The sequence below is a fragment of the Methylomicrobium lacus LW14 genome, assembly GCF_000527095.1.
GTDB lineage: Bacteria > Pseudomonadota > Gammaproteobacteria > Methylococcales > Methylomonadaceae > Methylomicrobium > Methylomicrobium lacus.
On the sequence record NZ_AZUN01000001.1, the window covers coordinates 1,808,159 to 1,835,050 of the forward strand.

At 55.6% G+C, this 26,892-nt stretch carries 29 protein-coding genes; 19 read left to right on the forward strand and 10 right to left on the reverse strand.

Features of this window, described 5'->3' with window-relative positions; genetic code table 11:
• Positions 1-30 precede the first annotated feature (30 nt).
• From METLA_RS0108165 to METLA_RS0108175, 3 genes are read left to right on the forward strand one after another with little or no spacing between them, the layout of a single operon-like run.
• The gene (locus tag METLA_RS0108165; RefSeq protein WP_024298076.1) at positions 31-1,392 is read left to right on the forward strand and encodes a sodium-dependent transporter; all 1,362 of its coding nucleotides are present in this window, start codon (positions 31-33) and stop codon (positions 1,390-1,392) included.
• 2 nt (positions 1,393-1,394) lie between these two features.
• On the forward strand, positions 1,395-1,826 hold the full coding sequence (locus METLA_RS0108170) for a type II toxin-antitoxin system RatA family toxin (RefSeq protein WP_024298077.1): 432 nt from the start codon (positions 1,395-1,397) through the stop codon (positions 1,824-1,826).
• Entirely contained in the window at positions 1,819-2,118 is a 300-nt protein-coding gene (locus tag METLA_RS0108175; protein ID WP_029646520.1) for an RnfH family protein, read from the forward strand. Before METLA_RS0108170 ends, METLA_RS0108175 begins: the two co-directional genes overlap by 8 nt.
• 263 nt (positions 2,119-2,381) lie before the next feature.
• Here METLA_RS0108175 and METLA_RS23510 read toward each other — a convergent pair whose 3' ends face one another.
• Positions 2,382-2,774, reverse strand: coding sequence for a phage integrase N-terminal SAM-like domain-containing protein (locus METLA_RS23510; RefSeq protein ID WP_024298078.1), 393 nt, complete (start codon positions 2,772-2,774; stop codon positions 2,382-2,384).
• A gap of 149 nt (positions 2,775-2,923) precedes the next feature.
• Here METLA_RS23510 and METLA_RS0108185 point away from each other — a divergent pair, with 149 nt between their 5' ends.
• The 4 genes from METLA_RS0108185 to METLA_RS0108195 all read left to right on the forward strand — a co-directional run bounded on the left by METLA_RS0108185 (position 2,924) and on the right by METLA_RS0108195 (position 5,133).
• On the forward strand, positions 2,924-3,358 hold the full coding sequence (locus METLA_RS0108185; protein WP_024298079.1) for a hypothetical protein: 435 nt from the start codon (positions 2,924-2,926) through the stop codon (positions 3,356-3,358).
• Between the two features lie 394 nt (positions 3,359-3,752).
• The gene (locus METLA_RS0108190) at positions 3,753-3,947 is read left to right on the forward strand and encodes a hypothetical protein (protein WP_024298080.1); all 195 of its coding nucleotides are present in this window, start codon (positions 3,753-3,755) and stop codon (positions 3,945-3,947) included.
• A gap of 155 nt (positions 3,948-4,102) precedes the next feature.
• Entirely contained in the window at positions 4,103-4,297 is a 195-nt protein-coding gene (locus tag METLA_RS23955; protein ID WP_425411757.1) for a KTSC domain-containing protein, read from the forward strand.
• Between the two features lie 224 nt (positions 4,298-4,521).
• On the forward strand, positions 4,522-5,133 hold the full coding sequence (locus tag METLA_RS0108195; protein WP_024298081.1) for a hypothetical protein: 612 nt from the start codon (positions 4,522-4,524) through the stop codon (positions 5,131-5,133).
• A gap of 248 nt (positions 5,134-5,381) precedes the next feature.
• Here the strand turns inward: METLA_RS0108195 and METLA_RS0108200 are convergent, their stop codons facing one another.
• From METLA_RS0108200 to METLA_RS20775, 3 genes are all read right to left on the reverse strand, one after another.
• Positions 5,382-6,536, reverse strand: coding sequence for a polysaccharide deacetylase family protein (locus METLA_RS0108200; protein ID WP_051459761.1), 1,155 nt, complete (start codon positions 6,534-6,536; stop codon positions 5,382-5,384).
• A complete protein-coding gene (locus METLA_RS0108205; RefSeq protein WP_198408460.1) occupies positions 6,536-7,732 on the reverse strand; it encodes a YfaP family protein in 1,197 nt (398 codons plus the stop codon). The genes METLA_RS0108200 and METLA_RS0108205 overlap by 1 nt, the downstream gene beginning before the upstream one ends.
• 187 nt (positions 7,733-7,919) lie before the next feature.
• The gene (locus tag METLA_RS20775) at positions 7,920-8,582 is read right to left on the reverse strand and encodes an outer membrane protein assembly factor BamE (RefSeq protein WP_024298084.1); all 663 of its coding nucleotides are present in this window, start codon (positions 8,580-8,582) and stop codon (positions 7,920-7,922) included.
• 203 nt (positions 8,583-8,785) lie between these two features.
• Between METLA_RS20775 and fur the strand changes: the two genes are divergently transcribed.
• Genes fur through lolD form a run of 3 tightly spaced genes read left to right on the forward strand, consistent with a single transcriptional unit; the run spans position 8,786 to position 11,149 of the window.
• A complete protein-coding gene (gene fur, locus METLA_RS0108215; protein ID WP_024298085.1) occupies positions 8,786-9,202 on the forward strand; it encodes a ferric iron uptake transcriptional regulator in 417 nt (138 codons plus the stop codon).
• 26 nt (positions 9,203-9,228) lie between these two features.
• A complete protein-coding gene (locus tag METLA_RS0108220) occupies positions 9,229-10,476 on the forward strand; it encodes a lipoprotein-releasing ABC transporter permease subunit (RefSeq protein ID WP_024298086.1) in 1,248 nt (415 codons plus the stop codon).
• Positions 10,469-11,149 (forward strand): lipoprotein-releasing ABC transporter ATP-binding protein LolD, encoded by a 681-nt coding sequence (gene lolD / locus METLA_RS0108225; protein ID WP_024298087.1) that lies wholly within the window; start codon positions 10,469-10,471, stop codon positions 11,147-11,149. Before METLA_RS0108220 ends, lolD begins: the two co-directional genes overlap by 8 nt.
• 181 nt (positions 11,150-11,330) lie before the next feature.
• Here lolD and METLA_RS0108230 read toward each other — a convergent pair whose 3' ends face one another.
• Positions 11,331-11,867 (reverse strand): DUF2062 domain-containing protein, encoded by a 537-nt coding sequence (locus METLA_RS0108230; RefSeq protein ID WP_245598762.1) that lies wholly within the window; start codon positions 11,865-11,867, stop codon positions 11,331-11,333.
• Positions 11,868-12,011: 144 nt separating this feature from the next.
• Between METLA_RS0108230 and METLA_RS0108235 the strand changes: the two genes are divergently transcribed.
• Positions 12,012-14,330, forward strand: coding sequence for a DNA internalization-related competence protein ComEC/Rec2 (locus METLA_RS0108235; protein WP_024298089.1), 2,319 nt, complete (start codon positions 12,012-12,014; stop codon positions 14,328-14,330).
• Here METLA_RS0108235 and METLA_RS0108240 read toward each other — a convergent pair.
• From METLA_RS0108240 to lexA, 5 genes are read right to left on the reverse strand one after another with little or no spacing between them, the layout of a single operon-like run.
• Positions 14,295-14,882, reverse strand: a complete 588-nt coding sequence (locus METLA_RS0108240; protein ID WP_024298090.1) for a CDP-alcohol phosphatidyltransferase family protein — start codon at positions 14,880-14,882, stop codon at positions 14,295-14,297. The two genes, METLA_RS0108235 and METLA_RS0108240, sit on opposite strands and share 36 nt — an antisense overlap.
• Entirely contained in the window at positions 14,879-15,631 is a 753-nt protein-coding gene (locus tag METLA_RS0108245; protein WP_024298091.1) for an endonuclease/exonuclease/phosphatase family protein, read from the reverse strand. The genes METLA_RS0108240 and METLA_RS0108245 overlap by 4 nt, the downstream gene beginning before the upstream one ends.
• Before the next feature lie 23 nt (positions 15,632-15,654).
• Positions 15,655-16,149: a CDP-archaeol synthase gene (locus METLA_RS0108250; RefSeq protein WP_051459762.1), complete on the reverse strand. Its 495-nt coding sequence runs from the start codon at positions 16,147-16,149 to the stop codon at positions 15,655-15,657.
• 34 nt (positions 16,150-16,183) lie between these two features.
• The gene (locus tag METLA_RS23200) at positions 16,184-16,351 is read right to left on the reverse strand and encodes a hypothetical protein (RefSeq protein ID WP_198408461.1); all 168 of its coding nucleotides are present in this window, start codon (positions 16,349-16,351) and stop codon (positions 16,184-16,186) included.
• Positions 16,352-16,372: 21 nt separating this feature from the next.
• Positions 16,373-17,005 carry a transcriptional repressor LexA gene (gene lexA, locus METLA_RS0108255; protein ID WP_024298093.1) on the reverse strand — a complete coding sequence of 211 codons (633 nt, stop codon included), beginning with the start codon at positions 17,003-17,005 and terminating at the stop codon, positions 16,373-16,375.
• Positions 17,006-17,338: 333 nt separating this feature from the next.
• Here lexA and cas6 point away from each other — a divergent pair, with 333 nt between their 5' ends.
• From cas6 to METLA_RS0108295, 8 genes are all read left to right on the forward strand, one after another.
• Positions 17,339-18,301 (forward strand): CRISPR system precrRNA processing endoribonuclease RAMP protein Cas6, encoded by a 963-nt coding sequence (gene cas6 / locus METLA_RS0108260; RefSeq protein WP_024298094.1) that lies wholly within the window; start codon positions 17,339-17,341, stop codon positions 18,299-18,301.
• A gap of 160 nt (positions 18,302-18,461) precedes the next feature.
• The gene (csm6, locus tag METLA_RS0108265) at positions 18,462-19,592 is read left to right on the forward strand and encodes a CRISPR-associated ring nuclease Csm6 (protein WP_024298095.1); all 1,131 of its coding nucleotides are present in this window, start codon (positions 18,462-18,464) and stop codon (positions 19,590-19,592) included.
• The gene (cas10, locus tag METLA_RS0108270; RefSeq protein ID WP_024298096.1) at positions 19,582-22,269 is read left to right on the forward strand and encodes a type III-A CRISPR-associated protein Cas10/Csm1; all 2,688 of its coding nucleotides are present in this window, start codon (positions 19,582-19,584) and stop codon (positions 22,267-22,269) included. Before csm6 ends, cas10 begins: the two co-directional genes overlap by 11 nt.
• Positions 22,270-22,432: 163 nt before the next feature.
• Positions 22,433-22,885 (forward strand): type III-A CRISPR-associated protein Csm2, encoded by a 453-nt coding sequence (csm2, locus tag METLA_RS0108275; protein WP_084480216.1) that lies wholly within the window; start codon positions 22,433-22,435, stop codon positions 22,883-22,885.
• A gap of 12 nt (positions 22,886-22,897) precedes the next feature.
• On the forward strand, positions 22,898-23,617 hold the full coding sequence (gene csm3 / locus METLA_RS0108280; RefSeq protein ID WP_024298098.1) for a type III-A CRISPR-associated RAMP protein Csm3: 720 nt from the start codon (positions 22,898-22,900) through the stop codon (positions 23,615-23,617).
• Positions 23,617-24,609, forward strand: a complete 993-nt coding sequence (gene csm4 / locus METLA_RS0108285) for a type III-A CRISPR-associated RAMP protein Csm4 (protein ID WP_024298099.1) — start codon at positions 23,617-23,619, stop codon at positions 24,607-24,609. The genes csm3 and csm4 overlap by 1 nt, the downstream gene beginning before the upstream one ends.
• An 8-nt stretch (positions 24,610-24,617) precedes the next feature.
• Entirely contained in the window at positions 24,618-26,312 is a 1,695-nt protein-coding gene (locus tag METLA_RS0108290; protein WP_024298100.1) for an RAMP superfamily CRISPR-associated protein, read from the forward strand.
• 18 nt (positions 26,313-26,330) lie between these two features.
• The gene (locus METLA_RS0108295) at positions 26,331-26,864 is read left to right on the forward strand and encodes an REP-associated tyrosine transposase (RefSeq protein WP_245598763.1); all 534 of its coding nucleotides are present in this window, start codon (positions 26,331-26,333) and stop codon (positions 26,862-26,864) included.
• The last annotated feature ends 28 nt before the right edge of the window (positions 26,865-26,892 follow it).

A 26,892-nucleotide genomic window follows, 5' to 3' on the forward strand; every position in this document is an offset into this window, starting at 1 on the left:
TTTTTTATATAGAATCCGACAGGCACTTTCATGACGAATGCGAAAAAATCGATTCACGGCGAATGGTCATCGCGCTTGGCCTTCATTCTCGCGGCGACAGGCTCCGCGGTGGGCCTCGGCAATATCTGGAAATTTCCGTATATTACCGGCGCGAACGGCGGCGGCGCCTTCGTGCTGGTCTACCTGTTGTGCGTCGCGTTGATCGGGATACCGCTGATGATGGCCGAAACGATGCTCGGCCGCCGCACCCGCCAGGACCCGATCACCACGATGGAAATTTTGACCGAGGAAGCCGGCGCGGACAAGAACTGGCATTATCTCGGCTGGATGGGCGTCGCGGCCGGCTTGTTGATCCTGTCCTATTACAGCGTGATCGCGGGCTGGTCCACCGCCTATGTGTTGAAAGCCTTCACCGGCAGCTTCTTCGACGCGGACGCCGCGGCGGTCAAAGTGATCTTCGACGACTTCATCTCGAATCCTGTGCGCCTGATCTTCTGGCATTCGCTGTTCATGATGGCGACGTTGCTGATCGTGGTGCGCGGCGTCAACAACGGCCTGGAGCAAGCCGTGCACTATCTGATGCCGAGCCTGTTCGCTCTGATGGTTTTACTGCTCGGCTATGCGATGAGCACCAGCGGCTATTTCGAAGGACTCCAATTCCTGTTCAAACCCGATTTCAGCAAATTGACCAGCGCGTCGGTGCTGACCGCGATGGGCCAGGCGTTTTTCACCTTAAGCCTCGGCATGGGCGCGGTGATGGTGTACGGTTCTTATTTATCGCCGAATATATCGATCACGAAGACAGCGATCATCATCGCGGCGGCGGACACCTTCGTCGCGCTGCTCGCCGGCCTGATCATCTTCCCTCTGGTATTCACGCACGGCCTGCACCCCGATTCCGGCCCCGGCCTGATCTTCAAGACGCTGCCGATCGCGTTCGGCTCGATGACCGGCGGCTGGTTTTTCGGCGTGCTGTTTTTCATCGTGCTGGCGATTGCGGCCTTAACCTCGTCGATCGCGCTGATCGAGCCGGCGGTCGCCTGGCTGGTCGAAAGTAAAGGTTACAGCCGCGAGAAAGCCTGCGTACAGGCCGGATTGGTCGCCTGGGCGTTGGGTCTCGGCACGGTGTTTTCGTTCAATATCTGGTCCGAAGTCAAATTGTTCGAGCGGACCTTTTTCGATCTGATCGATTATCTGACCGCGAATATCATGCTGCCGGTCGGCGGCTTCTGCATCGCGGTATTTTCCGGCTGGATCATGCACCATCGGCATAGCGAGCAGGAATTGAATCTCGGCCACACGCTCTGGTTCAAGCTCTGGCTGCTGCTGGTCCGTTATGTCGCGCCGGCGGCGGTGTTCCTGGTGTTTCTGCACGTGGTCGGAGTCCTCTGAGTATGACCGTCATACAAAAAAGCGCCCTGGTCAAATTTTCGGCGCAACAAATGTTCGATCTGGTCAACGACATCGAGTCTTACCCGAAATTTTTGCCCTGGTGCTCCGGCAGCCGGATCTTGAAGCGCGAGGGCGATATCGTCGAAGCCGAATTGATCATTGCGAAGGGCGGCTTCAAAAAAGCGTTTTCGACCCGGAACACAATCGATCCCGGCGGCAAGATCACCGTCTCGCTGCTCGAAGGCCCTTTCTCCCACCTCGAAGGCGTCTGGAATTTCATGCCGCTGCGCGAGGATGCGAGCAAGATTTCGCTCGATCTGGAGTTCGAAATGCCCGGCGCGTTGGCCAGCCTGGCCTTCGGCGCCGTGTTCAATCAAATCTGCAATACGATGGTCGCCTCGTTTACCGAGCGCGCCAAGGTGGTTTATGGCTAACCACAATCATGGCGCCGGCGACTTGATCGTCGAAGTCGCCTACGCGACCCCCGGCGTGCAGGCCTTGGTCACCTTGAAATTGCCAGACGGCGCGACGGTGCAGCAGGCGATCGAGGCTTCGGGATTTTTAACGCATTTTCCGGACATCGATTTGGCGGTCAATCCGGTCGGCATTTTCGGCAAGGTTTGCAGCCTCGATCAGGCGCTGAAGCCGGCCGACCGGGTCGAAATTTACCGGCCGTTACTACATGATCCAAAGGATGCCAGGAGACAGCGGGCGGTCAAAAAATAGCTGTCGCATCCGGCTATAGATTATCGAGAGGACTTGTCACACCCTTGCCGCCCGTGTTCAGCACATGCGTGTAAATCAGCCCATCCAAGCGGTTGAAAATCGATAGGCGATTGGTGGGAGCGACGCCCACGCGCGATTAAAGCCTCAAGTCGCGACGTGGGCGTCGCTCCCACAGACGAGCTTCATCTTTCGGGTTGATGAATGGCCGGTCCCTTCTCCTTTGTGTCCTGTGGGTACGGAGGGAGAGGGTGTTTTCCCTTAACTCAATGGCAGTGCCCCAAACGGCTGATGACCGCCTGTATCTCGGACTGCGTCAGCACCACCGGCAAACGCTTTGGCGCCTTCGCTTGCGTCACGTTATCCAGCCACGGCAAATCGACTCCCAATACTTCTTTATAAAGGAACAGGAGCGCACATTTCGCCTGATTTTGCGTACTGGCAGAAACATTACGCTCGACCGCCAGATGCGTTAAAAATGCCTCGACTTCCGCAGCCCCCATATCCTTGGGATGCCGCTTACCGTGATACCTTATATAGCATTTTATCCAATCGACATAGCTTGTCTCGGTACGCAGGCTGTAGTGCTTAACCCGCATTCTAGAGACAACTTGGTCCAATAGCCTTGGCGGTTTGGTTGGGTCGGGTGTGTTTATCATGCTTGATCGGCGCTATGTTGGGTGCACTAAAATTTATTTGCCTTATGATATTGTTTGAATTATAGTCGCGCCTAGATATTTAGCAGACTGACTCCATAAATTTTTAGGTCTTTTTTTGGGGTCTAATTTTAGTTAGCCTAAAGAAATCAATGAAAGGTTTTACGCCAAAACTTCAAAATGCTGACGATTTGCTGGAGAAACTAAGGCACGATCTTGAAAGAATAGAGAAATCTCCTTCAGACGTATATGCTGCTTTTGACTTTTTTATCACAGCAGAGCATATACCTGATTGGATTAATAAAAAATCCATTAAAAAAGAAAATGAGTTACTCAAGGTGGTTTCGCATATTGCAAATGGCGCAAAGCATTTTGAAGTATCGGATAGAAGGCATAAGTCAGTCACAAACATGCTTCTCCATACTGACCCGTGGCCAGATGAATCAGGTGTATCTGGAGAGCATATTTATATAAGTTTCAATATGGATGAGGGTCGCTTTTCAGGTTTAGAGCTTTCTGCTCTATCAATGGCGAGACTTGTTCTTGAGTTCTGGAAGTCAAACATTGAAAAGGTAAAGGCTAACTAATATTTCAACCTGACCGCAATAAGCAGGGTTTCGTAAGCTACGCCCTGCTTATTGCGTCAGGTTAAACTGGCGTTAGGTGACGTGGTAGCGCCACTTCTTACCACATATACGAAAGGAAATAACACCATGAAAAACATCATTAGTGCGTTAATCCTAGTTGTTAGCTTAAGTGCGGTAGCAGATTCAGGCAGCACAATAATTACCACAAAAAGCTCTAATCAATCTTTGGAGGCAATACTTATTGCACGAAACGATGTCGGCCAATGTATGGGTGATTGCGCCAGTGAGCAGGGTATGTGTATAGCATCTTGCCAAGGCGACGGCCAGTGTATTGCTAATTGCGCTGCCGCACACGGCAGGTGTGTAGCGCGGTGTAATTGAAAGGTGGATAGCTGTGATAAAGAAAAAAGATAACCTGACCGAACAAGAAGTGAAAAGTGAGTCCAGAAAACTGGAAATGGCCGGATATAAAAAAAGGCTTCTCACAATAGATTCTCTGCTTGGGACAAAGGAGTATCTTGTCGATGAAGATAGTCTGCACTCGCGCAAAGAGAAGCGATACCGGATAGCATGGAATCCTGGAGAATAGGGCTGAGCAGGACGGGGTTTTGCAACCCCGTCCCAAACGTTTGAAGACTGTTCCCTTACAACTTAGCTTGCATGTCCAAGACAAAAATAAAAGAAATAAAAGGGTCAGACACGATAAAAATTTCCTGGCAAAAATTATGGGAGGAATCCATGCAAATGATCCCAGTAAGATCAAGAGCAATCAGCGCCGTAGGCTACGACCCAAGTACGTTGCAGATGTATATCCGATTCAAGCAGGGCAACACCTACACGTTTTGCCGTGTTCCTCAGAATGTATTTGATGGCCTTTTGTCCGCAAGTTCTAAAGGCGTATATTACGACAACCACATACGGGACAGGTATCGCTGTTGAATGTGTCGTTCTCAATTTCATCTAAGAACCCGCGTAAGGTGGAACGCGGCTACGGTACCCACCGGAGGATGGCTGCTGATTGGCAGATCGTCTAACGGCATCTGCCCCACATGGACTACGCCCGCCTCCACACGCAGTTTAACTCAAACGTTAGGAAGATTTTAGTTTGATAGCTTGAAAACCGTGTTCATAATTTGAACTGTAAGTTTTAGCAGGAGAAGTGAATGTTTTTTTGGAAAAACAGTGAAGAAAAGCAGTATGAGGACTTTCAACTTCATGAGGACTCGCTAATATACAAAGGTAAGCGACATACATTCTCAGAAATAACCCATCTTCATTTCTCTAGGGTTATTACACAATTTACAACTGTTACTGTTCTTGCTGAATATTCAAGACTTAATGAATTTATCCTTTATATATACTTAATCGATGGAACTACGATCAAACTAGAGTTTTCAGAAAAGTACGCTTCTATGATGAAAGAAAAAATTGAACATTTGAGCGCGCTCTATCAATTTTTAGCCCAAAAGACATTTGCTCAGCGTCTACAATTTTACATGAGTCAAGTTACGCAGGGCGGTTACTTTAAGTATGGTGGCTGTAATTTCTATCCTACCGAAAAAAAAATAGTTTTCAAAAATAAAGATTTCTATGTTCAATCCAGTTCATTCATGAAGGGAGCTGGATTCATCGAACTTAGACCCAAAGATTGGACGATTTTCCAGCGCATCAAGCGTGAAGCAACGCTAACTACAATTCCTCAATTCTCCTTAAGCAAGGACACTGATGTTATATTCTATATTCTTGACAAAAGTTTTGGGCTAAGATGGGACTAACAAAAAGCAAGGTAGCCTCGATGGAGCTTCGCGAAATCGAGGAAAATCGAAGCCGCACAGCCCTCGATTCCGCCCCTGAGCGGGACGGGGTTTGCAACCCCGTCCCAAACGTTTGAAGACTGTTCCCTTACAACGTAGCTTGCATGTCCAAGACACGCTAAAACATTACGGACGGGATGCATATCCCGTCCGGCTCTAAGTGCGCACCCTTGGCTCATCCCGAATCAAAGGCGCCAATCAAGACCTCATCAGAACTGCCGTAACTGGGCGCAATCGCCCCATGCCACGGCGCCGCCGACTTCCTCGAACAAGACCGGCAACGCCGTTTTCGCCTTCGGATGAACGTCATGAAACAGCATGACCCCGTGCCGCTTGATCAGCATCAGCGTCAGCATGCGGCTCTGGATATCGTCGGGCGTGACATGGCTGTTCCAGTCCTGCGAATCCAGATTCCATAGCGCGACATGCAATCCCTGGGCTTCAAAAAACGCGCCGCTGTCCGCTTTGCGTTGTCCATAAGGCGGCCGAAACAACGGCATCACCTGTTTTTCAGCGAGCGTATCCTGCAACAGGGCTTGCGTTCTTTTGATCGAATCCTGCCATTGCCCCCATTTGGCATGCGATTGATGTTCCCAGCCGTGGGAGGCGACGCACTGGCCTTGATAGAGCGAAGCCACCGTCGCCGCCTTGGTTCGGTCGACGCGTTTTTTCAGATTTTCGCCCAATACGAAAAAGACGGCGCTCTTGCCCTGTTTTTTCAGCATCGCCAGGGTGTCGTCGCTGTTTCCGTTCGGGGCGGAAGGACCGTCGTCAAAGCTCAAAAAGAACTGGCGATCGGGCAAGCTGTCGCCCGTCCATTCCCGGTCGCTGAAACGGTCGATCTCGCTGCTGACCTTCGGAAATAACGCGGCAAGGCGCAATTGTTCGGCAAGATAGGCATGGGTAAAGCCATCCAACTTGGCGCGCCAGGCCCGAAGCGGCGGCGGCAGCTTGCCGTTTGCGTCGGCCGCCTTGTCGAGCAATGCCTGCGAGGTTTCGGTGTCGCCCACGCAAGTCCAATCGGCTTCGGCGCACGTTTCCGCCGCATGTTGATAATTAGCGAGCGTATTTTTCAATTCCTGGCTCAGCCATTTTGCCACCGACGCCCGGTTGACGCTCTTGATCTTAAATGCTGTCAGCATGTCGCTGTCCGACAGCTTCTGCATGTCCTGCAAGGCCAGTGCATACGCCAAAATCGACGCACGCGAGGCCTTGTCAAACCCGGCCGGCGAATTGACGGCCTCCAGCCAAAGATGCGGGTCGGCCTTGGCGACCTGCGCCGGTCCCGCCGCGCCCGTATGCGTTGAAAAGCCCAGCAATAGCAGCGAAGACAGTGTCAGCAATAAGGGTTTAGGGCGGCGCATCATTTGGCTCCCTTTTCTTGCATGCGCTTGATGCCCTTGTCATACGCCGGGTTGGCTTTTTCGGCCTTGGCATATTGATATTCCCGCAGCGCGTCCTGCCATTGGCCGGCCGCCTCGTAAATCTTGGCGTTGTTGAAATGCGAACTGGCGCGCACGACCGGTGCGGTGGTGCCGTCGGCCAAGGCGATCGCCTTGCGGTTCGCCCACATCGCCTCGGCCACGCGGCCGGCTTTTTGGAAGGCCAGGCCGAGATTGCTATAAGCCTGTCCATAATTACCGTTCTGTTCGATCGCGCTTTGATACAGCCGTATCGCCTCATCCAGCTTGCCGGCATGATAGGCGGCTTCGCCCTGGGTATTGAGTTCCTTGGCGCTGTCCTGGCTGGCGGCGCTGTAGCTGACGGCTTGCGCGGTGCTCTGGTCGATCACGCCTTGAAACTCGGAGGTTTGCAGGCGCGCCTCGCTGGTCACGCCCTTGATCGTATTGAAATCCTGGAACTCGCCGCCCTCGGTCACCGCGAACACCGTCCAGAGATTGCCGACCTTGTCGGTCGGAACATAATAGGTCCGGATCAGGGTCTGGCCGACATAAACGAACACTTTGGCGTTGCTCTTCGACAAGGTCGCCGATTCCGGGTTTTTTCCATCCGAATAATTATGCACCGCATAGACATAGCGTTCGCCATCGTGCTTGCGGCTGATCGTGATCGTTTCCGGCCCGAAGCTGGTGGTGTCGTCCACGTCGAGCAGGGCGTCGGCACCGCTCATGCTCGAAAAATAGACATGATTGTTCGGATAAACCGTGTGCGAATCGAGGTCGAGAGGCTCGGCGCCCCAGTTCAGCACGATGCGCATGCCGTCGAGATTGTTCATCACCGGGCTCAACGCATAGGTGGTGCCATTGCACGGACATTTGACGACCAAGTCGGAATAGCCGGTTTTTTTGATGATCAACAAGGCGGAGGCGTCGTCGGCATAGGCCGTATTCAGGCTGACCTGTCCCTGGGCATTACTGACCGCGCTGACCGACTGCTCGCCGTTTTTTTGCAGGGTGGCGCTAGCATCGGCAATCTTCTGATCCTTGACCGTGGCGCTCAGAATTTGCACATCGACCGCACTGAGGGCGTTGCCGCTGACAGCGCCAAGCATGATTAACGAACTGGTTTTAAAAAGGTTCAACACCCTAGCTTTATTCATTAAGAGAGTCCTTGCCGCTAAATTAAAGGATTTGGAATGATTTTTTCCGCCGAAAAAAAACGGATAATATCCGTCCGAGTATAGCAGATGCGTCAGAGCCACTTGGCATTGCCATGAAAGGATAAGAGACTTATGATCTGATGCAGTAGAGATTAATCGTGCGGAACATCGGTTATCCCAGGAACTTTCAGGGCTTAGGCTCCTCGGTTTTTTCCGGACTTTCCTGTTGCGGATTGTCTCCTGTGCTTTTCTCCGGCGCTTCCGCACCGGCAGGCGCACCCTGCCCTTGCTCAGGTTTCGCAGGCTTATCCGAACTCGCCCCGCCGGTCAAGGTTTCCCATAAGCCTTTGGATCCCGTTTCGATCTCCTTGTCCTTGACCTCTTCCGCCTTCGGCGCCGCAGCCGCGTTGTCAGAACTGAACCACCCTCTCATCGTGCCCCACAAACTGTCGTCAAGATTCCGTTTCGGCACGTCCACGGTGGCGTCCGGCGAAGGCTTCAGCACCGGCACCTTGGTCGGCTTGAAGTCGCCTTGCAAACCGACGATCTTGTCGCCCTCGAACAATAATGTGATTCTTTTTTGCTGACGATCCTCGCCGCCGGGTTGACTCGAATACAGATATTCCCAGCGGTTCTCATGAAACGGATCCTTCAGCATCGGCGAGCCCATGATGTAAAGCACCTGACGCTTGCTCATACCGGGCCGCAGCTGATCGACCATCGCCTGATCGATCATGTTGCCCTGTTGCACATCGACCGTATAAACGCCGGGCAGGTTGTTCAAGATCATCGAACAGGAAGCAACGGACAGGCTAGCCAACAGCGCGGAATAAAATAGAGGCTTACGCATGAATCTCGAGTATCATAGAAAAATACGAAATCATACCCGATCACAAAAAATAATCCTATGAGACTTTTGCAGAGACGCGCGCCTTTTCTGCAATCCAACAACGCACGAAGCCTTCATCTTGTCATGCCATTCGCGGCCAAAAAAGGCTACAATGGTCAATTGCATTTGAAAACGGCTGATCTCGGCTCTTTCGGAGAGAATAATTGGAATCGCACGATTTAAGAAACGCCGGCCTGAAGGTGACGCTGCCTCGGGTCAAAATCCTCCAGATTCTGGAAAATCAGGTCAATAACCGGCATTTGACCGCGGAACAAGTCTATAAGATTTTGCTCAGCGAAGATGAAGAAATCGGTCTGGCTACCGTCTACCGCGTATTGACCCAGTTCGAAGCGGCGGGGCTCGTCACCCGCCATCATTTCGAAGGCGGCAACTCGGTTTTCGAACTGGCCAGCGGCGACCATCACGACCATATCATGTGCATCAAATGCGGCAAAGTCGACGAGTTTACCGACGAAGTGATCGAAAAACGCCAGCGCGAAATCGCCGAACAGCTGGGTTACCAGCTGACCGATCACGGCCTCTATTTATACGGCTACTGCCCTAACTGCAAAAAATCCTGACTTCTCCCCCATCCTGACTCAACTTCATGTTCAAACCCCTGATCTTGTATATCGGCCTGCGTTACACGCGGGCCAAGCGCCGTACGCAATTCATTTCGTTCATCACGCTGACGTCCGTTTTCGGCATCGCCCTCGGCGTGACCGCGCTGATTACCGTATTGTCGGTGATGAACGGCTTCGAGGCTGAACTCCGCGAACGGATTCTCGGCATGACCTCGCATGCGACGGTCACCGGCCTGAACGGCCAGCTCGACAACTGGCAGGAAGCGGACGCTAAACTACGGAATCAACCGCATGTCGACGGCGCCGCGCCTTTCATCAGCGGTCAGGTGATGATCAATGCGGAGCGGCGCGTCAGCGGCACGATGCTGAACGGCATCCTGCCCGATTATGAGGACAAGGTTTCGAAAGTCGGCGCCAACATGGTGTCAGGCAAACTGGCCGATTTGACGCCGGGCAGCTACAACATCATCCTCGGCGCGGAGCTGGCCAATTATCTCGGCGTGATGGTCGGCGACAAGATCACCGTGATCAGCCCGCAGATCAATTCGACGCCGGCCGGCATTTTGCCGCGCATGCGCCGCTTCACCGTGTCCGGCATCTTCAAGGTCGGCATGTACGAATACGACCGCAACATGGCGCTGATCCATATCGACGACGCGGGCAAGCTGTACCGGATGGATGCGGCCGTTTCCGGCCTGCGCATCAAACTCGATGAAATCTTCAATGCGCCGCGCATCACCCGAGACCTGGCCTCGCAATTTTACGGCGAATATACGGTCAGCGACTGGACGCAGGCGCACAGCAACTTCTTCCGCGCGGTGCAGACCGAAAAGCGGGTGATGTTCATCATCTTATTGCTGATCGTCGCGGTCGCGGCGTTCAACATCGTGTCGACGCTGGTCATGGTGGTCACCGACAAGCGCGGCGACATCGCGATTCTGAAAACCCAGGGCCTGACCTCGCGCTCGGTGATGGGCATCTTCATCGTGCTCGGCACCATCATCGGCGTGACCGGCACGGTGATCGGAACGATCGGCGGCATCACGCTGGCCTTGAATGCAAGTTCGATCGTCAGGAAGATCGAAACCTTCTTCCAGGTCAATTTCCTGCCGGCCGATGTGTATTACATCAGCGAACTGCCGTCCAAACTGGTCGCAACCGACGTTTATTCGATCGCCGGCATGGCCTTCTTGCTGTCCCTCTTGGCCACGCTGTATCCTGCCTGGCAGGCCGCCAAAGTCAACCCTGCCGAAGTCTTACGCTATGAATAACATGAACATCTTAGAATGCCGGCAATTGACCAAGCGCTATACCCAGGGCGAACTGGACGTCGAAGTCCTGAAAGGCGTCGATTTGACGATCGGCGTCGGCGAACGCGTCGCGATCATGGGCGCCTCGGGCTCCGGCAAAAGCACCTTGCTGCACCTGCTCGGCGGGCTTGAAAAACCCAGCAGCGGCCAGGTCGTGCTGGACAACGTCGATATCAGTAAAATCAATTCGTCAAAGCTCGCCAAACTCAGAAACCGCGCGCTCGGCTTCATCTACCAGTCGCACCATTTGCTCGGCGAATTTACCGTGCTCGAAAATGTCGCGATGCCGCAGTTGATTGCAGGCAAAACGGTCAAGGAAGCGCGCCATAATGCGGAAGAACTGATCAAGCGCGTCGGCCTCGGCCACCGGATAGAGCACAAGCCGGGGGAACTCTCCGGCGGCGAAAGACAGCGCGCCGCGGTCGCGCGGGCCTTGATCAACAAGCCTGCACTCGTGCTGGCGGACGAGCCGACCGGCAATCTGGACAGCAAGACCGCCCATCAGGTTTACGAATTGATGCTGGAATTGAATCGGGAAATGAACGTCAGTTTCCTGGTCGTCACCCACGACCATGAACTGGCGTCGAGAATCGGCAAGGTGCTGCATATGGAAGACGGCGTGATCGTTTATTGAAACGATCACGCGCGCCTGCGCTAATCTCCTCGGGCAGTTCCGTAGGCCGGATAAGCGTAGCGCATCCGGCAGCCATGCGGTGGATGCGCTATGCTTATCCGCCCGACCATTCGTTCCTTAAACCTCACGGCAGTGAAGTTCTGCATGGGAAGCAATGAGTGGAAGATATTCTGCTTCCGTATCATGAGCGCCAGAACGTGCATTGGAACGGATTGCCCTTTGCCAGCCTATGTTTCCGCTCGGCCCATTTTTTGGTGATGTACGCCCGCCAAAAATACTGAATGCCGAAATAGCCGGCGGACGAGCACAAAACTCCCAGTATCAAGCACCCCAGCAAAAACGGCTGCCAGACATCGCCCAATTCGGACAACATATTACCGACCGAAAATTCGGCGCTTTGTTCGGTGACCGGGCCATTGGTAAACAACAGCCCGACGCGATAGGCGAAATAGAACAGCGGCGGCATCGTGACCGGATTGGTCAGCCAGACCAGCGCCACGGACAACGGAATATTGGAACGAAAATAGATCGCTCCGATTGCGGCAAACACCATCTGCATCGGCAGCGGTATCCACGCGCAGAACAAACCGACCGCAAAGGCCTTCGCGACCGAATGCCGGTTAAAATGCCAAAGATTCGGCTCGTGCAGGCTGTCGCCCAAAAACTGCAAATGCTTGTGGTGCTTGATCACCTCCGGATCGGGAACCAGCTTGTCCATAAGCCGTTTTACCAATTGTTTTGCCATAATGCTTATAATTCTGTTGATGTCTTATAAACTCCCGCGCGGAAAGGCGTTCCCGGCAGGCTTGGCCTAAGTGTAACAGTTTTTCGGATGCGCTAAAAAAATATTGCGGACGGCCTTATGATCACTGCGGCGCTCTGCTTTTTGACCGGCATCGTGCTGGTTCAGCAATTGCCCGACCTGCCCCAGCCGGGCTATTTATTGTTCCTTGGAGCCGCTCTGGGTCTTTCGATCTGGCGGCGCCGCTGGGGTGCGACGTTATTGCTGCTGGGCATGGCCTGGGCGATCGTGTTTGCGCTGATAAGGCTGGATGACCGGCTGCCCGCGCATCTGGAAGGCCATGACATCCAGGCCACCGGCCGTATCATCGGTTTGCCGCTGGCAGAGGATAAAAGCGTCCGCTTCGACTTTGCGCCGACCCAAGCCGATCCCCGCTTGCCGTCACGGCTACGTTTGACCTGGTACCAAGCGGAAGCCGTGGTCAAGGCAGGGCAAAGCTGGCGTTTCACGGTTAAATTGAAACGGCCGCACGGCACGGCCAATCCGGGCGGCTTCGATTACGAGCGCTGGCTGTTTAGCGAAGGCATCGGCGCCACCGGCTATATCCGCAGTGCCCCGCCTCCGGAGTTGATTAAAGAAGCCGCTGACGCCGATATCGCGGGCCTCAGGCAAACGCTTGCGGACCGGCTTTCAGGATTGGCCGCGAATGCAACCAGCCTCGCGCTGATCCGGGCGTTGACGCTAGGCGACGGCAGCCAAATTACCCAGGCCCAATGGGATGTGTTCAGAAAGACCGGCACGACGCACCTGATCGTAATTTCCGGTTCGCATATCGGCCTGATCGCAGGCTTCGTCTATTTTCTGGCGCTCAAAGGCTGGGCCCGAATCGGCCTGCTCCGCTGGTCGCCGCCTCGGGTTGCCGCGATCATCGCGCTGCTCGCGGCGGTATTTTATGCGTTTCTGGCCGGTTTTGCGGTGCCGACGCGCCGCGCGGTGATCATGCTGGCGATCGCGATGAGCGCGGTGATCTGGCAGAGAAATACCCGGCCCTTTAACACCCTGGCCGCCGCGTTACTCGCGGTGCTGGTCGCCGATCCCCTGGCCGTATTATCGGCAGGCTTCTGGCTGTCTTTCTTTGCGGTCGGCCTGATCCTCTTCGCGATTGCAGGGCGGCTCGAAAAACCGAACCTTTTGATTGGCGCGCTCAAACTGCATGGGGTCACCTCACTCGGTCTCGCCCCCTTCCTGCTGTTTTTCTTTCAACAAGTCTCTTTGATCGCGCCGCTGGCGAATCTGATCGCCGTACCGGTCATCAGCGTGATCGTCCTGCCTTTGTCGCTGCTCGCCCTGCTGCTCCTGCCGCTGTCATCGGCCGCCGCAAGCCTATTGCTACTGCCGGCCGACTACGCCTTGCAGGGCCTGATGTGGCTGCTGATAAAGATGGCAGAGATTCCGGCCGCGACGATCAATCATCCAGCGCCGTCTTACTGGACGCTGCTCGCGGCGATACCCGGCGCCTTGCTCCTGCTTGCGCCGTTCGGCACGCCATCGCGCTGGCTCGGCGGCGTGATGCTGCTGCCCTTGATATTCGTTGTCGCCGACCGGCCCGAACCCGGCGAAATCAGAATGGCCTTGCTCGATGTCGGCCAGGGCCTTGCGGTCAGCATACAAACCGCCGATCACTGGCTGGTGTACGATACCGGAGCGCAATTTTCGGCCGCAAGCGATATGGGCCGCAACGTGGTGTTACCTTATCTCCATGCCGAAGGCGCGGAAAAGATCGACACGCTGATCGTCAGCCATGGCGATAACGATCATATCGGAGGCGCTCGTTCTATTCTGAACGCTTTGCCGGTAGCCCGGCTCCTGACCAGCGCGCCGGACAGCCTGAAGGCGCATGCACCTTCACTCTGCAAGGCAGGACAAACGTGGCAATGGGATCAGGTTGATTTTACGATATTGGCGCCCGATCAACTCGACCCGGCGACGGACAACAATAATTCCTGCGTATTGAAGATTCAGTCTGTTCACGGTGCGATCCTGCTGACCGGAGACATCGAAGCGCCCGCCGAAACCCGGCTGGTCGGTCGCTATGGCCAAGGCCTGCGCGCCGATATTCTGGTCGCGCCGCATCACGGCAGCAAGACCTCGTCGACGCGGGCTTTTCTGGAGGCGGTACAGCCCCGCTATGTGCTGATTCCCTCAGGCTACCGGAATCAGTTCGGCCATCCGCATCCGAGCGTGCTCGCGCGCTACCGGGACCTCAAAGCCCGATGGCTGACCAGCGCCGACAGTGGCGCGATCCTGGTCAACCTGGGCGAACAGCGGATGACCATAGCAGCCTACCGGGAGCTGGACAAAAAATATTGGCGCGCGAGCGATGCGTCAGCCTCGCCGCCTAATCTACTGCCTGAGTTGTCTGAGCACGTCCCAAAGTGAGCGCACATTCGATTTGGGATCGGACAATAATGCGGTAATCGCGAGTTCTTCCAGCGACGCGCACAACGATACGATGGCCGCCATGCGCAGCGGCCAGACCGGACCGCCTAAAATCAAAATGAACAAGGAAACGCCGACCGATGCCGCGGCCAGCTTGACCAGCCAGGTATGGTAACTGGTGAGTAGTCCGAACTTGATCATGCCGGCCACGGGCGGCGCAAGACAGCTGCCGACAATCAAAACGACAGATAACAGTTCGCGCATGACCAGCTCGGGCCATAGCCAGTAACTGCAAATCGCGATCGTCATATAAGTCAGCAAATCGGCAAAGCTGTCGAGCGTGGCGCCGAATTCGGTCACCTGCCCGGTTAGACGGGCGGCCAGCCCATCCAGCACGTCGCTTAAAAAAACCAGCGCCAATAAAACCATGAAGGCCTGTTCATCGCCCAGCCAGGCAAAGCCCAACAAACCGGGTGCCGCGACGAAGCGGAAACTGGTCAGCAGATTGGGCAGGGTCAGTAGGGACTTAAAAAAAGGAGTTTGACTGTTCATAATGTAAACGTCGCTGCCAGCGGCGCATGGTCGGATAACTTGCGCCAGGGAGAGCCAGCCAGACGTTCGCAGCCGACCGGCGTCAGCCCGCGAAAATAAATCCGGTCCATCTGCAAAATCGGCATCCAGCTGGGAAAGGTACGCGCATAGTTGCCATGGGTGAGATGAAAAACCTCCCGCAGCCCCAAATGCTGTTGAAAATGCCGCTCCGCCTGGCTTAGCCAGTCATTGAAATCGCCGGCGACGATCAACGGCGCGTGATGCGGCACATGCTGATCGATGCGCTCGCTCAGGCGATCGAGCTGGGCGCGCCGCTCCTTGGCGGTCAGGCCGAAATGGATGCAGACGATATGCACGTCGGTATCGGTGTCTGGCATTTGAATCACACCGTGCAATAGGCTGCGGCTGGCCCAGGGAAACGGCGAGACATTGATGTTCTCCCAACTGACAAAGGGAAAACGGCTCAAGATCGCGTTGCCGTGATGCCCGGTGTGGTACACCGCATTTTTGCCGTAGATATAAAACGGCCAGATCCCTTCGGCGATAAACTCGAATTGCGAAAGCTCGGGCCAGTTTTCGACTTCCTTGGCATGCCGATGATGCTCGCCCTGCATTTCCTGCAGAAACAGCAAATCGGCCCCCGCCTCGGCCAGCGCCTCTTTCATCTGATGCAAGACGAAACGCCGGTTACCGGGGTTAAATCCCTTATGAATGTTATAGGTTAAGACCTTCAGACCCGGTTTTTTCATAATGCTCCGCACTAAATAAAGAACTAAGGCTGTTTACGCAAATGCCATTTGTACAACAGAGGCGACGACCATGACTCGATCAGATAAAAGACGCCGACCAGGAAGGCGATTTCAAGCCACCCTATGCCCAGTTGCGATTTGACCAACACGAGCGGTAACAGCGATTCGAGCGGCGTATCGAGACCGCGAAAATGACTGCCTTCCTCCCGTCCCAACCGTCTTTTGCAAAAGCTGGCAAGCAAATCGCCCGCCATCGCGCCGACCGCGAACCACATGCCGGTGGCCATACCATATCCCAAACAGTATGCGATCAAAGTCGTCGCGGCGAGCGCGGCGAATAAACCGCGCCAGGTCTTGGCCGCGCCAAAGAGCGGACGGCCATCGCCGAGCCGAAAACCGCCGTCGATGGGCTTCGCGGTGCTAGCATCGACTAAGCCGGCTAATACCGGCGCGCCGTTCGCTGCCAGCAGCAAGACAAGCCCCTTAACAACGGCGATCCAACTCAAATCGGCCGTCATGATATGACATCGTCAGTGTCGTTGGCCGGCGGAGCTATCTAAGCCACACCGACACATGCTGCCAATACACGCCTAGCATAAAACATCCTCCCATTAGACCCCACTTGCATAACCAAAAATCCATCAACGGCCGGTGATAGTGGCTCATGACGGCTTCCACTTTATTTTTCACTTGATCGTGCATATGATATTTTCTTTGCATGATAGTTCTCCTCGGGTTAAATTACTTGAAAGAACGGTAGCTCCGCATCTGGCCGACCACGACGCCCTGAATGGCGACTTGCTCCGGCCGGTAGGCCATCGCCTGCATGCCGGCATTGGCCGGCACCAGCAGCACGCTGTCCTGGGTTTGCTGAATATATTTCAATGTGGCTTCCGACTGGTCGATCAGAGCAACCACGATCTCGCCGTTGCTGGCGTAACTGCGCTGCTCGATCACCACCCAGTCGCCGTCGAAGATGCCGGCCTCGATCATCGAATCGCCCTTGATCTGCAACACGTAACACGGCTTATCGGTTTGCAGCGCCTCGGGCACCGTCATGTACTGAATATTTTCGACCGCTTCGAGCGGCCGTCCGGCGGCGATCCGCCCGACCAGCGGCAAGCTGTGTTCATTGCAGGAGCGCGAGAGGCGCTGCGGCAATTCGGTCAGCCTGACGCCGCCCTGTTTGTTGCTTTGGAAGGGTTCCACCAGACCCGCATCGATCAAGGCCGTGACATGCTTATAAAGCGATCCGCGCGAGGCCATGCCCAGCGCGGCGCACAATTCGTCCAGTGTCGGCGGATACGCAAAGTTTGCGTGATTTTCACACAAAAAATCGAAAATTTCCCGCTGCCGTCGGGTTAATGCATTCACTCGTCAGTCCCTCAAAATCGAAAGTGGCTAAAGATTATCAAAGACTCGCCAAAAAGAGAACAAAAAGAGAACAAGAGCCGAAAAAATTTAAATTACTTATTAACTATCAAAAAGATACAAAAACAATCTGATAAGCTGAAACGGCGATATTTGCGGTTTCCTCGGTTTTTTATACCGCCCCTTAAACCCCTATCCTGTAGATAGTGAAAAAACCTTCGCGAAACCGTCTCTATAGAGAAGCGGCTTTCGAGAACCCGGCTGCCGCCTCACAAGTTTGCCAACAAAGACTAATCTTTAGCCATTGACTCAACCTATACAAAAGGACGTGTAAACATGACCCAGCCATTTTCAGCCCCCACACTTCCGCTTTCGGTATTCCGCTTTCATTTTTCGGTCGAGCGGCCGATCCTCTTGCCGCCCTACCCTGGCTCCGCCTGGCGCGGCGCGTTCGGCACCGCGCTCAAAAAAACCGTCTGCATCGTCAGAAACACCCCATGCGGCGATTGTTTGCTGAAACACTCCTGCGCCTATTCCTATCTGTTTGAAACGCCGCCGCCCGGCGACGCGCTAAAAATGCGCAAATACACCGCGGCTCCGCATCCTTTCGTGCTGCAATTGCCGGAGGATACGCGCGACGGCTCGGCCTATAAGCTGCAAACGGTAGTCTTCGGCCATGGGCAGCGTTTTTTCCCTTATCTCGTGCATGCCTTGAAAACCGCCGGCGAACAAGGCCTGGGCGCCAAACGCCAGGCCTTTCTGCTCGACCATATCGAACAATTGAGCGCCACAGCGCCCCCAAAAGTCATCTATCAGCACGGCAAACTCGAACCGCTCGCCGCGCCCGCGCCGCCCGACATTCCCGGCATGCCGCCGCGAATACGCCTGACTCTCCATACGCCGATGCGGATCAAACAGGACAGCAAAAACCTGAATGGCGCGCATTTCAGTTTTGCCGCCTTTTTCGGCAATCTGCTCAGGCGGATTTCGATGCTGACCTATTTTCATACCGACACGCCGCTCGAAACCGATTTTGCCGCGTTGATGCATAAAGCCAGACAAATTGAATTTGCCGGCAAAAACCTGAACTGGTACGACTGGACGCGCTATTCCTCGCGTCAGCAAACCGAAATGCAACTGGGCGGCGTGGTCGGCACGCTGGAACTCGACCTTGAAGGACTGGAAGATTTTTGGCCCTACCTCTGGCTCGGCCAATGGACGCACGCGGGCAAGGCGACCAGCATGGGCATGGGGCGTTATAGCATCGAAAGCGCCAACGGACACGCCGGCGATGGATGAGCATAATCCGTGGGAGCGACGCCTACGTCGCGACTAACATCTCAAATCGCGACGTAGGCGTCGCTCCCACGGTATTTTTGCCACTTTGCCGAATGACTTAAAAACATCGCAAGCTTGCCAAGTGCATGTAATGACAACCGCCTCAGGCATAATCGGACTCATGGAAAAAGACGCCAATCCTCAACACATTCTGCTCTGCGTGACCGGCTTGACGCCCCAAGTCGTGACCGAAACGCTTTACGCCCTATACAGGAACGGACGCGCGATGCCCGCACAAGTGCATGTGCTGACGACGCGGGAGGGCGCGGAGCGCGCTCGGTTGACGCTGATCAACGACCATTGGCTGAACCGCTTCTACCGGGATTACCGACTTGCGGAAATCGCATTCGGCACCAGCCACATCCATATGCTGAGCGATCCGGCCGGCACCCCGTTGCAGGATATTCGCAGTCAGAAGGATAACCAGTCCATGGCCGACGGCATCACCGAAATGATTCGAACGCTGACCGCAGACCCGGATGTCGCGCTGCACGTCTCGATAGCCGGCGGCCGCAAAACGATGGGCTTTTACGCCGGCTACGCCCTGTCCTTGTACGGAAGGCCTCAGGATTGCCTGAGCCATGTATTGGTCTCGCCCGACTACGAATCGCATCCGCAGTTTTATTATCCGACGCCCTACTCGCAGATCATCTACGGCAACGATCCGAGCCGTAAACCGCTGGACACGCAAAACGCCGACGTGATGCTCGCCGACATCCCATTCGTGCGCCTGCGCCACGGCCTCGACGACGCGCTTTTGCAAGGCAAGAGCAGCTTCAGCCAAACCGTCGCCAAGGCCCAGCAAGCGCTGAATCCTTCCAGCCTGATCATCGACTTGCAGCATCGTCGTCTGATCGCACAGGATCAGGCGATCGTCTTACCGCCGGCAGATCTTGCCTTCTATTGCTGGCTGCTGAAAAGGCAACTTTCCGCACAAGCCGAGCCGACCTGCCCCAACGATGGCGCGCCGGAAAGCGCATACGCCAGAGGCTATCTGTATGAATATCAGCGCATTAACGGAGAAATGCGCGTCGCCGACCGAACCGAGCAGGCATTGCAGGACGGCATGAGCAAAGCGTTTTTCCTGCAACGAATATCAAGAATCAACCAAAAACTGAAGCAAACTTTGACAGTCGCGGCCTCGGCTTATTTAATAACGGCCATAGGCAGGCGCCCGCACACGCGTTATCGCATCAATCTGAGCAATGAGCGGATCCATTTGATCCCAGGAGACCTAAAGCATGGCGATTAACCCCTTGCTGGAACAATCCAGCCGTATCGCATTGGCGGCGTTTTTGCATAATCTCGGCAAATTTGCCGAACGGGCCAGACTTCCGGTCGACCCGGAGGTGCTGGATGCGAACAAGCAACTGTATTGCCCGCATCGCAAAAACCACGTCGACGACAGAGGCTGGTTCACCCACGTCCACGCGGCCTATACCGGTTTGGCGATGGATGCGATCGAAGATTTTTTGCCCGATCTGACGGGAACGGATTTTGCGCCGTTCGGTTCATGGAAAACCCAGGACGCCGATGATTCGTTCATCAACGCGGCCGCGATGCACCATAAGCCGAAAACCTTTCTGCAATGGGTGATCGCCACCGCCGACCGGGTCGCTTCAGGTTTCGATCGGGAAGAATTCGAGCAATACAACGCCGCGGACGAAGGCACCGCAACCGGGAAAAACCACTACACCGCGCGCCAATTGCCTCTGTTCGAGCAGATACGACTGCATGGCGAAGCGCCGCAAGCCTACGCATACCGTTACCCGCTCAAACCGTTATCGCCAAACAGCATTTTTCCGGTCAAGGCGGCGGGATACGAAAGCAACGACAACGCGGCCGCGCAGCAAGAATACAACGACCTGTGGCAGGGCTTCACCGCGGCGCTCAGGCAGATGCCGAAAGCGCACCGCGCCAACGGGTCTTTATGGCTCGATCATTTCGAAACGCTCTGGGGCGTCTATACCCAGGCGATCCCTGCCGCGACCGCTTTCAATGTCCGCCCCGACGTGTCGCTGTACGACCATTCCCGCGTCACCGCGGCGCTGGCGACGGCTTTGTGGCGCTATCATCAAGAGCGCGGCGAAACCGGAGAGAGCGCCGCCGAAGCGCTGAAAGATCCGCAAAAAAGCTGGAGCGAAAACAAATTCCTGCTGATTCAGGGCGATTTTTTCGGCATTCAGGACTTCATCTTCGCCAGCGACGGCGAAACCGGCAAACGCGCGGCCAAACTGCTGCGCGGACGTTCGTTTTATGTATCGCTGCTGGCCGAATGCGCGGCGCTGAAAGTGCTCGATACGCTGGATTTGCCGTCCACCAGCCAGGTGATCAACGCGGCCGGCAAATTCATGATCGTCGCCCACGACACCCCGGCGACGCGGGAAAAACTGCAACAGGTGCAAAACACACTCGACGCCTGGTTTTTAGAACACAGCTTCGGGCAAGCCGGCGTCGGCCTCGCCTGGACCGAAGCCAGCTGCAATGATTTCCGCCGCGGCAAAAACGGTCAAGACAGTCCCTACCGGCAACTGATCGACAAATTGATAAGACAAATGGAGATCATCAAAAACCGGCGTTTCGATCTCTGCGCAAAATCCGCCGAGGCCATCGTCTTCAACGGTTTCCTCGACCGTTTCGACAACACCAAGGGCGTCTGCAAGATCGACGGCCGTTCGCCGGCGACCGAAGCCTTCGAAGAGGATTATATCTGTCGACTCGCCAAAGACCAGATGGACATCGGCGCCTGGCTGGTCAACCCGGCTAAGCAGCGCATCCTGATTAGCCGCGAAACATTGACCCTCGGCAGCGAAGTCAAAATTCCGATCTTCGGCTATCACGTCGGCTTCGTCGAAAATGAAGACCGGCAAGGCAAATTCGGCGAACAAGCCAGAAACGGCAACTTACTCCGGGCCTGGGATTTTTCCTTGCCTGATACCGATCCAGACCGAGCGCTTTGGAACGGCTACGCGCGCCGCCACATCAACGCCTATGTGTCGCTGGCCGATGAACGGGACATACAGGAAGAACTTTTGGGCAAGTACATCGGCATCGAAGAACCGCTCGAACTGGATGCCGTCAAAACGTTGAACCATCTCGCCTGCAGCGATCGGAAACTCGCCCCCGAACGGCAGGACAAATGGCTCGGCATCAGCGCGCTGTCCACCCTGAAAGGCGACGTCGACAATCTCGGCCAGATCTTCGAAAAAGGACTCGGCAACGACATCAGCTTCAGCAAAACCGCCGCCCTGTCCCGGCAAATGAATGCATTTTTCACCGTTTACCTGCCCTGGCTCTGCCGAAACGAATTTCAGGACAGCTACACCGTCTTCGCCGGCGGCGACGATTTTTTCCTGATCGGGCCCTGGCTGTCGCAAATCAAGCTGGCCGGCAAAATGCGGCAAGCTTTCCAAAGCTATGTCGCAAACAATCAGGAGGTACACTTTTCCGCAGGCATCTGCACGACCAAGCCGGGCCTTCCGATCACGCAACTGGGCGACCTGGCCGAAGATGCGCTGGAAGCGGCCAAGGGGCATAATCCCAAAAACCAAAAGCCGGCTCCGAAAAATGCGGTGACCTGTTTCAATCAACACATTGGATGGGACGAGTTTGCGGAATTGACCGGTCAGCGCCAACAGAACCTGCTCCGGCTCAGCGAGGACAACGGCTTAAGCACCGGCTATGTTTACGGCCTGCTGAACCTGATCGAGATGGCCGAAAAGGTCGAACAAAACCCTGAAAACGCCCTCTGGCACAGCTACTTTGCCTATCGCACCGCCAGGATGCTGGAACGCAAAAAGCTGGATAAAGACCAGCGTAAACAAAGGCACGCCGCACTGGCGGAAGAAATCGCCAATGCGGGAATCAAGGGGCATGGCGGTAACTATCGAGTAACCCTGTTTTGTCACTTGTACCAACAACGCGACTGACAGGAAAAATGCAAACCATCCGTGGGAGCGACGCCTACGTCGCGACTTGACGCTAATCGCGACGTAGGCGTCGCTCCCACCACAGCCTTAACGACTTGGCGATGGTATGACCCAGAGCCTAGAGACGAAACAATTTTTTTTGCATACGACCCAGGAGAATCCAATGGCGACATACCCCCCACAACGGCAAAGCCACGGCTATCGCGGCGGGCACGACGACAAGCCGGCCCACAAGCCGCTCGATACCTCGAGAATCCAGCTCAAAGACATCAAGGCCGATCTATTCGATGTGATCGCCAGGGAAACGGCCGAAACGATCGCGGACAACAAAAACAGCAACAAGCCGACGCAATTGCGCCGTTTTTATGAAGAAATCGTGATGTGGGAAAGCAAAGCCGGCCAGCACCCGGACAAGTTTGACGAATACCTGCCGTTCATTCGGATGATCAACGCCAAAGCCGCCTATGCCCTGGGCAGAAAATTGGTCGACGACAACTATGTCAAACTGATCAGTGACGGCCTGCAACAGGTTGACAGCCTGAAGACCTTGCGCCACTTCAAACTGTTCATGGAAGCCTTCATGGGCTTTTACAAAGAAAAAAGACCCAAAGACTAACGGAGATTCGCGATGCAACTGACTCATATCCAAAAACTGACCGGCCAGATCGAACTGCTCAGCGGCCTGCACATCGGCAGCGGCAACACCGAAATCCACATCGGCGGCACCGACAATCCGGTCATCAAGAACCCGATCACCCAGGAACCCTATATCCCCGGCTCCAGCATCAAAGGCAAAATACGCAGTTTGCTGGAGTGGCATCTGGGCGTGGTCGGCCATACCGACGGCCAACCCTTGAGCTTCAGGCACCTGAAAAAATTGGACGGCAACGTGCTGGATAAAGCCAAGGCCTTGATCAAGCTGTTCGGCGGCGCGCCCGATGGCGAGATCGACGAGACCTTGGTGAAAGAAATCGGCCCCACCCGCCTGTCATTCTGGGATTGCTCGCTGGACCCTCAATGGGTGAAAGAAATGGATGCCAAAAACCTGCTGCTGACCGAAACCAAAATGGAAAACATGATCGACCGCATCCGCGGCACCGCCGAGCATCCCCGCAACACCGAGCGCGTGCCGGCCTCGGCCAAGTTCGACTTCAAACTGACGATCCGCGTGCATGACCACGAAGACCTGACCGACACGATCCTGGTCGGCCTCAAGCTACTCGAACTGACCGGCCTCGGCGGCTCCGGCTCGCGCGGCTACGGCAAAATCGCCTTTAGAGACTTGCGGCTCGACGGCCAGGACATCCAGGCGAAACTCGATCGGCTCAACCTGCAAGAGGCGGCGTGATGCAGAGCTTTTGTGCGTCGCTGACGCCTTTGTCGGCCTTCGCCACGCCGCTGAAGGGCGATACGCTGTTCGGCCAACTCTGCTGGGCGATTCGCAACCGCTTCGGCGAGACCCGGCTGATCGAATTGCTGAACGGTTACACCGAAGACAGGCCGTTCGCGGTGATTTCCGACGCCTTTCCGGAAGGCTACTGGCCGTTGCCGAAACTGCCGGGCAGCTTTTATGCTCTGCCGGAAGACAAGGATCGCAAGGCCGTCAAGAAGCGCGCCTGGCTGCCGGAAGCCGCCTTCGACAAGCCGCTCGCCGACTGGCTGCAACAATCCGTCGCCGCCTCCACCATCGCCGCGCAGCAAGCCGTGGGAGCGACGCCTTTATGCCCTTCAGGGTGCACGTCGCGACTAACAACGCTCAGCGAAAAACACCCCCAGCCCCACAACACCATCAACCGCCAGACGAATACGACCGGCGCCAACGGCTTCGCGCCCTACAGCGTCGAGCAGGAATGGTTCATTCCGGGTTTACGCTGGACGCTGCGCCTGCTGCTGGATACGGATCGATTGAGCGCGGAAGACTGCCGGCGGTGCCTCACCGACATCGGCGACTTCGGTTTCGGCAAGGACGCCAGCATCGGCCTCGGCAAATTCGAGATTGCGGATTTCCAGACAGCCCCCTTGCCGGCGCAAAACGGCGCCGACGCCTGCCTGACGCTCGCGCCGTGCGCGCCGCAAGGCCTGGGTTACGACAGCCGGCGCAGTTACTATCAAGTGTTTACCCGCTTCGGCCGGCACGGCGACATCGCCGTGCACCAGCAAGGCAAGCCCTTTAAAAATCCGGTGTTGCTGGCGCAAACCGGCGGCGTTTTTGCCGTCAGCCCGCCGGCGCGCGGCTTTATCGGGCAAGGCATCGGCGGCGAAAAGCAATTGTCCAAAACCCTGGACGCCACGGTGCAGCAAGGCTACGCGCCGGTGCTGCCGATCGCGGCGCATTTTTGAGGGAAGTCATGAGTTTTTTAAAACACTACACGCTGAAATACACGCCGCTGTCGCCCATCCATATCGGCACCGGCGACAGCTACGAACCGACCAATTATGTGATCGACGACGACACTCTGTACGAATTCGACACCGGCGCCGCGGTCACCGCGCTGACCGAAAATGACCGGGCGCAACTGTCCAAAATCGTGTCGGCAAGACCGGACACACAAATGCTCAAGGCCGTGCAGAAATTCTTCTACGACCGCCGCGAAGCGTTAAAGCCGTGGGCGGTCAACGCGATTCCGGTGCTGGATGGGGTTGCCAGGCTTTATGAAGACCGGGTCGGTAAGTCCGCCAATCGCGAGGCCGACGGCAAACAGGTGATCAACCGGCTCGAAATCGACCGCACCGCCTACAATCCGATCAATCGCCAGCCGGTGCTCTTCGGCTCCTCGGTCAAAGGCGCGATACGGACCGCGTTGCTGGATAAAATCAATGCCGGCGCCCGCGCCCGTCCGAACGAGCGCAAAGGCCTGCATGAATTTCAGGGGCGCTTGCTGAAATACCGAGATCCCGAGCGCGGCAGATTGCAGTTGGAACTCGACCCCCTCCGGCTGATCAGTTTCTCGGACGCGATTTGGCAGCAGGAGCCCAATCTCCCGACTTCGCAGGTGTTTTTGGCGGTCAATCGCAAAAAATCCCCGGTCGTCAATCAAGAAGGCAAGTTACGCCAGGCGATGGGCGAAAACCTCTACCAGATTCTGGAGTGCGTGCCGGCCTGTTATGCCCGCACCTTTACCGGCCAGCTCACCCTTCAGTCCGTCGGCTCCGATAATCACCGCGCATTGCCGGCAGCCGAACTGCGTTTTACGGCCGAAGAGATAGCCCAGACCTGCAATCTTTTTTATCTCCCTATTCTGACCGCGGAACGCAAACTGATGCAGGAAAGAAATTATCTGCATAGCGGCTGGAATCAAACCATCACCGATATATTGGCCTTGAATCAGGACAAACTTAAAACGGGCAAAGCCTTCATGCTGCGTGTCGGCCGGCATTCCGGCGCGGATTCGGTCACCGTCAGCGGCGCGCGCAACGGCAACATCAAAATCATCAAAGGCAAAGGCCAGCAGCCCGAATATGCCGATTCGCCCAAGACCCTCTGGCTGGCCGCCCAAACCAAGGAGCAGCGCACCGACCTCTTGCCTTTCGGCTGGGTGTTGGTCGAAATCGAGCCCGGCGCATCGACCGCAAAGGCATGGCCCGAACTCACCGAACTCTGCGCCAGTCAACAGCACGACGCCCGGCGCTGGGCCGAAAAGCAGGCCAAACAAAAGGCCGAACTTCAAGAAAAACGCCGCGAAACCGAACAACGCCGCGAACGCGAGGAAACCGAACGCCGCCGGCAAGCGGAACTTGCGGCGCAAGCCGAACAGGAGCGCCAGGCAAAGGAAGAGGCAAACCGTCAACGGCTGCAATCGATGACGCCCGAACAACTGCAAATCGATGGCCTAAAGCAAAAGCTGCAAGAAAAACAGGCCGTCAACGCCCGCGAACAGATCGGCGGTCCGCTTTACAGCGAATTGCGCGAACTGATCGGCGGCGCTGCGGCTTGGCCGGCCGAAGACAAAGCCGAATTACACCATGTCGGCAAAGACATCCTGAAATTCATCGGCGCGGAAGGCAATAAAAAGGCCAAGGAATTGTTGAAGACCTTACAATGACATCTTTTGGAAAATCTGGTGACGACCTGCAACCATCCTTTCTCTAGTCGCGACGTGGGCGTCGCTCCCACCGGCTCCACACTTGTGGAAGCGACGCCCACGTCGCGACTAAAAAAACCAAAACCCGACCCGCATAGCCAATCGCTGCGCAAAGGTAGGCGTTCCATACCCAATCAAATCTATCTGATCACGACGACCACGCAAGATCGTGTGACGGTGTTCAGCGATTTTTATGCGGCACGGGCACTGATCTGCCTATTACACACAGACCCCGAAGCCAAGACCCTTGCCTTTGTCGTGATGCCGGATCACCTGCACTGGCTGATGCAATTGGGGCAAATCCGCCCGCTCAGTCAGGTCGTCGCAAGCCTCAAAACGCTTTCCGCCAAAAAAATCGGCAAACCGCTTTGGCAGGAAGGTTATCATGATCACGCCTTGCGCCAGGAAGAAGATTTACGGGCAGTCGCGCGCTATATCGTGGCCAATCCGCTGCGCGCCGGCTTGGTCACCCGAATCGGCGATTATCCGCATTGGGATTCGATATGGCTTTGAGAGCTTCAACATTAATCAACGCCGTGGG

Coding starts and splice junctions, on each gene's coding strand:
- METLA_RS0108165 (WP_024298076.1), top strand. CDS start 31: ATGACGAATGCGAAAAAATCGATTCACGGCGAATGGTCATCGCGCTTG.
- METLA_RS0108170 (WP_024298077.1), top strand. CDS start 1,395: ATGACCGTCATACAAAAAAGCGCCCTGGTCAAATTTTCGGCGCAACAA.
- METLA_RS0108175 (WP_029646520.1), top strand. CDS start 1,819: ATGGCTAACCACAATCATGGCGCCGGCGACTTGATCGTCGAAGTCGCC.
- METLA_RS23510 (WP_024298078.1), bottom strand. CDS start 2,774: ATGATAAACACACCCGACCCAACCAAACCGCCAAGGCTATTGGACCAA.
- METLA_RS0108185 (WP_024298079.1), top strand. CDS start 2,924: ATGAAAGGTTTTACGCCAAAACTTCAAAATGCTGACGATTTGCTGGAG.
- METLA_RS23955 (WP_425411757.1), top strand. CDS start 4,103: ATGATCCCAGTAAGATCAAGAGCAATCAGCGCCGTAGGCTACGACCCA.
- METLA_RS0108195 (WP_024298081.1), top strand. CDS start 4,522: ATGTTTTTTTGGAAAAACAGTGAAGAAAAGCAGTATGAGGACTTTCAA.
- METLA_RS0108200 (WP_051459761.1), bottom strand. CDS start 6,536: ATGCGCCGCCCTAAACCCTTATTGCTGACACTGTCTTCGCTGCTATTG.
- METLA_RS0108205 (WP_198408460.1), bottom strand. CDS start 7,732: ATGAATAAAGCTAGGGTGTTGAACCTTTTTAAAACCAGTTCGTTAATC.
- METLA_RS20775 (WP_024298084.1), bottom strand. CDS start 8,582: ATGCGTAAGCCTCTATTTTATTCCGCGCTGTTGGCTAGCCTGTCCGTT.
- METLA_RS0108220 (WP_024298086.1), top strand. CDS start 9,229: ATGTTCAAACCCCTGATCTTGTATATCGGCCTGCGTTACACGCGGGCC.
- lolD (WP_024298087.1), top strand. CDS start 10,469: ATGAATAACATGAACATCTTAGAATGCCGGCAATTGACCAAGCGCTAT.
- METLA_RS0108230 (WP_245598762.1), bottom strand. CDS start 11,867: ATGGACAAGCTGGTTCCCGATCCGGAGGTGATCAAGCACCACAAGCAT.
- METLA_RS0108235 (WP_024298089.1), top strand. CDS start 12,012: ATGATCACTGCGGCGCTCTGCTTTTTGACCGGCATCGTGCTGGTTCAG.
- METLA_RS0108240 (WP_024298090.1), bottom strand. CDS start 14,882: ATGAACAGTCAAACTCCTTTTTTTAAGTCCCTACTGACCCTGCCCAAT.
- METLA_RS0108245 (WP_024298091.1), bottom strand. CDS start 15,631: ATGAAAAAACCGGGTCTGAAGGTCTTAACCTATAACATTCATAAGGGA.
- METLA_RS0108250 (WP_051459762.1), bottom strand. CDS start 16,149: ATGACGGCCGATTTGAGTTGGATCGCCGTTGTTAAGGGGCTTGTCTTG.
- METLA_RS23200 (WP_198408461.1), bottom strand. CDS start 16,351: ATGCAAAGAAAATATCATATGCACGATCAAGTGAAAAATAAAGTGGAA.
- cas6 (WP_024298094.1), top strand. CDS start 17,339: ATGACCCAGCCATTTTCAGCCCCCACACTTCCGCTTTCGGTATTCCGC.
- csm6 (WP_024298095.1), top strand. CDS start 18,462: ATGGAAAAAGACGCCAATCCTCAACACATTCTGCTCTGCGTGACCGGC.
- cas10 (WP_024298096.1), top strand. CDS start 19,582: ATGGCGATTAACCCCTTGCTGGAACAATCCAGCCGTATCGCATTGGCG.
- csm2 (WP_084480216.1), top strand. CDS start 22,433: ATGGCGACATACCCCCCACAACGGCAAAGCCACGGCTATCGCGGCGGG.
- csm3 (WP_024298098.1), top strand. CDS start 22,898: ATGCAACTGACTCATATCCAAAAACTGACCGGCCAGATCGAACTGCTC.
- csm4 (WP_024298099.1), top strand. CDS start 23,617: ATGCAGAGCTTTTGTGCGTCGCTGACGCCTTTGTCGGCCTTCGCCACG.
- METLA_RS0108290 (WP_024298100.1), top strand. CDS start 24,618: ATGAGTTTTTTAAAACACTACACGCTGAAATACACGCCGCTGTCGCCC.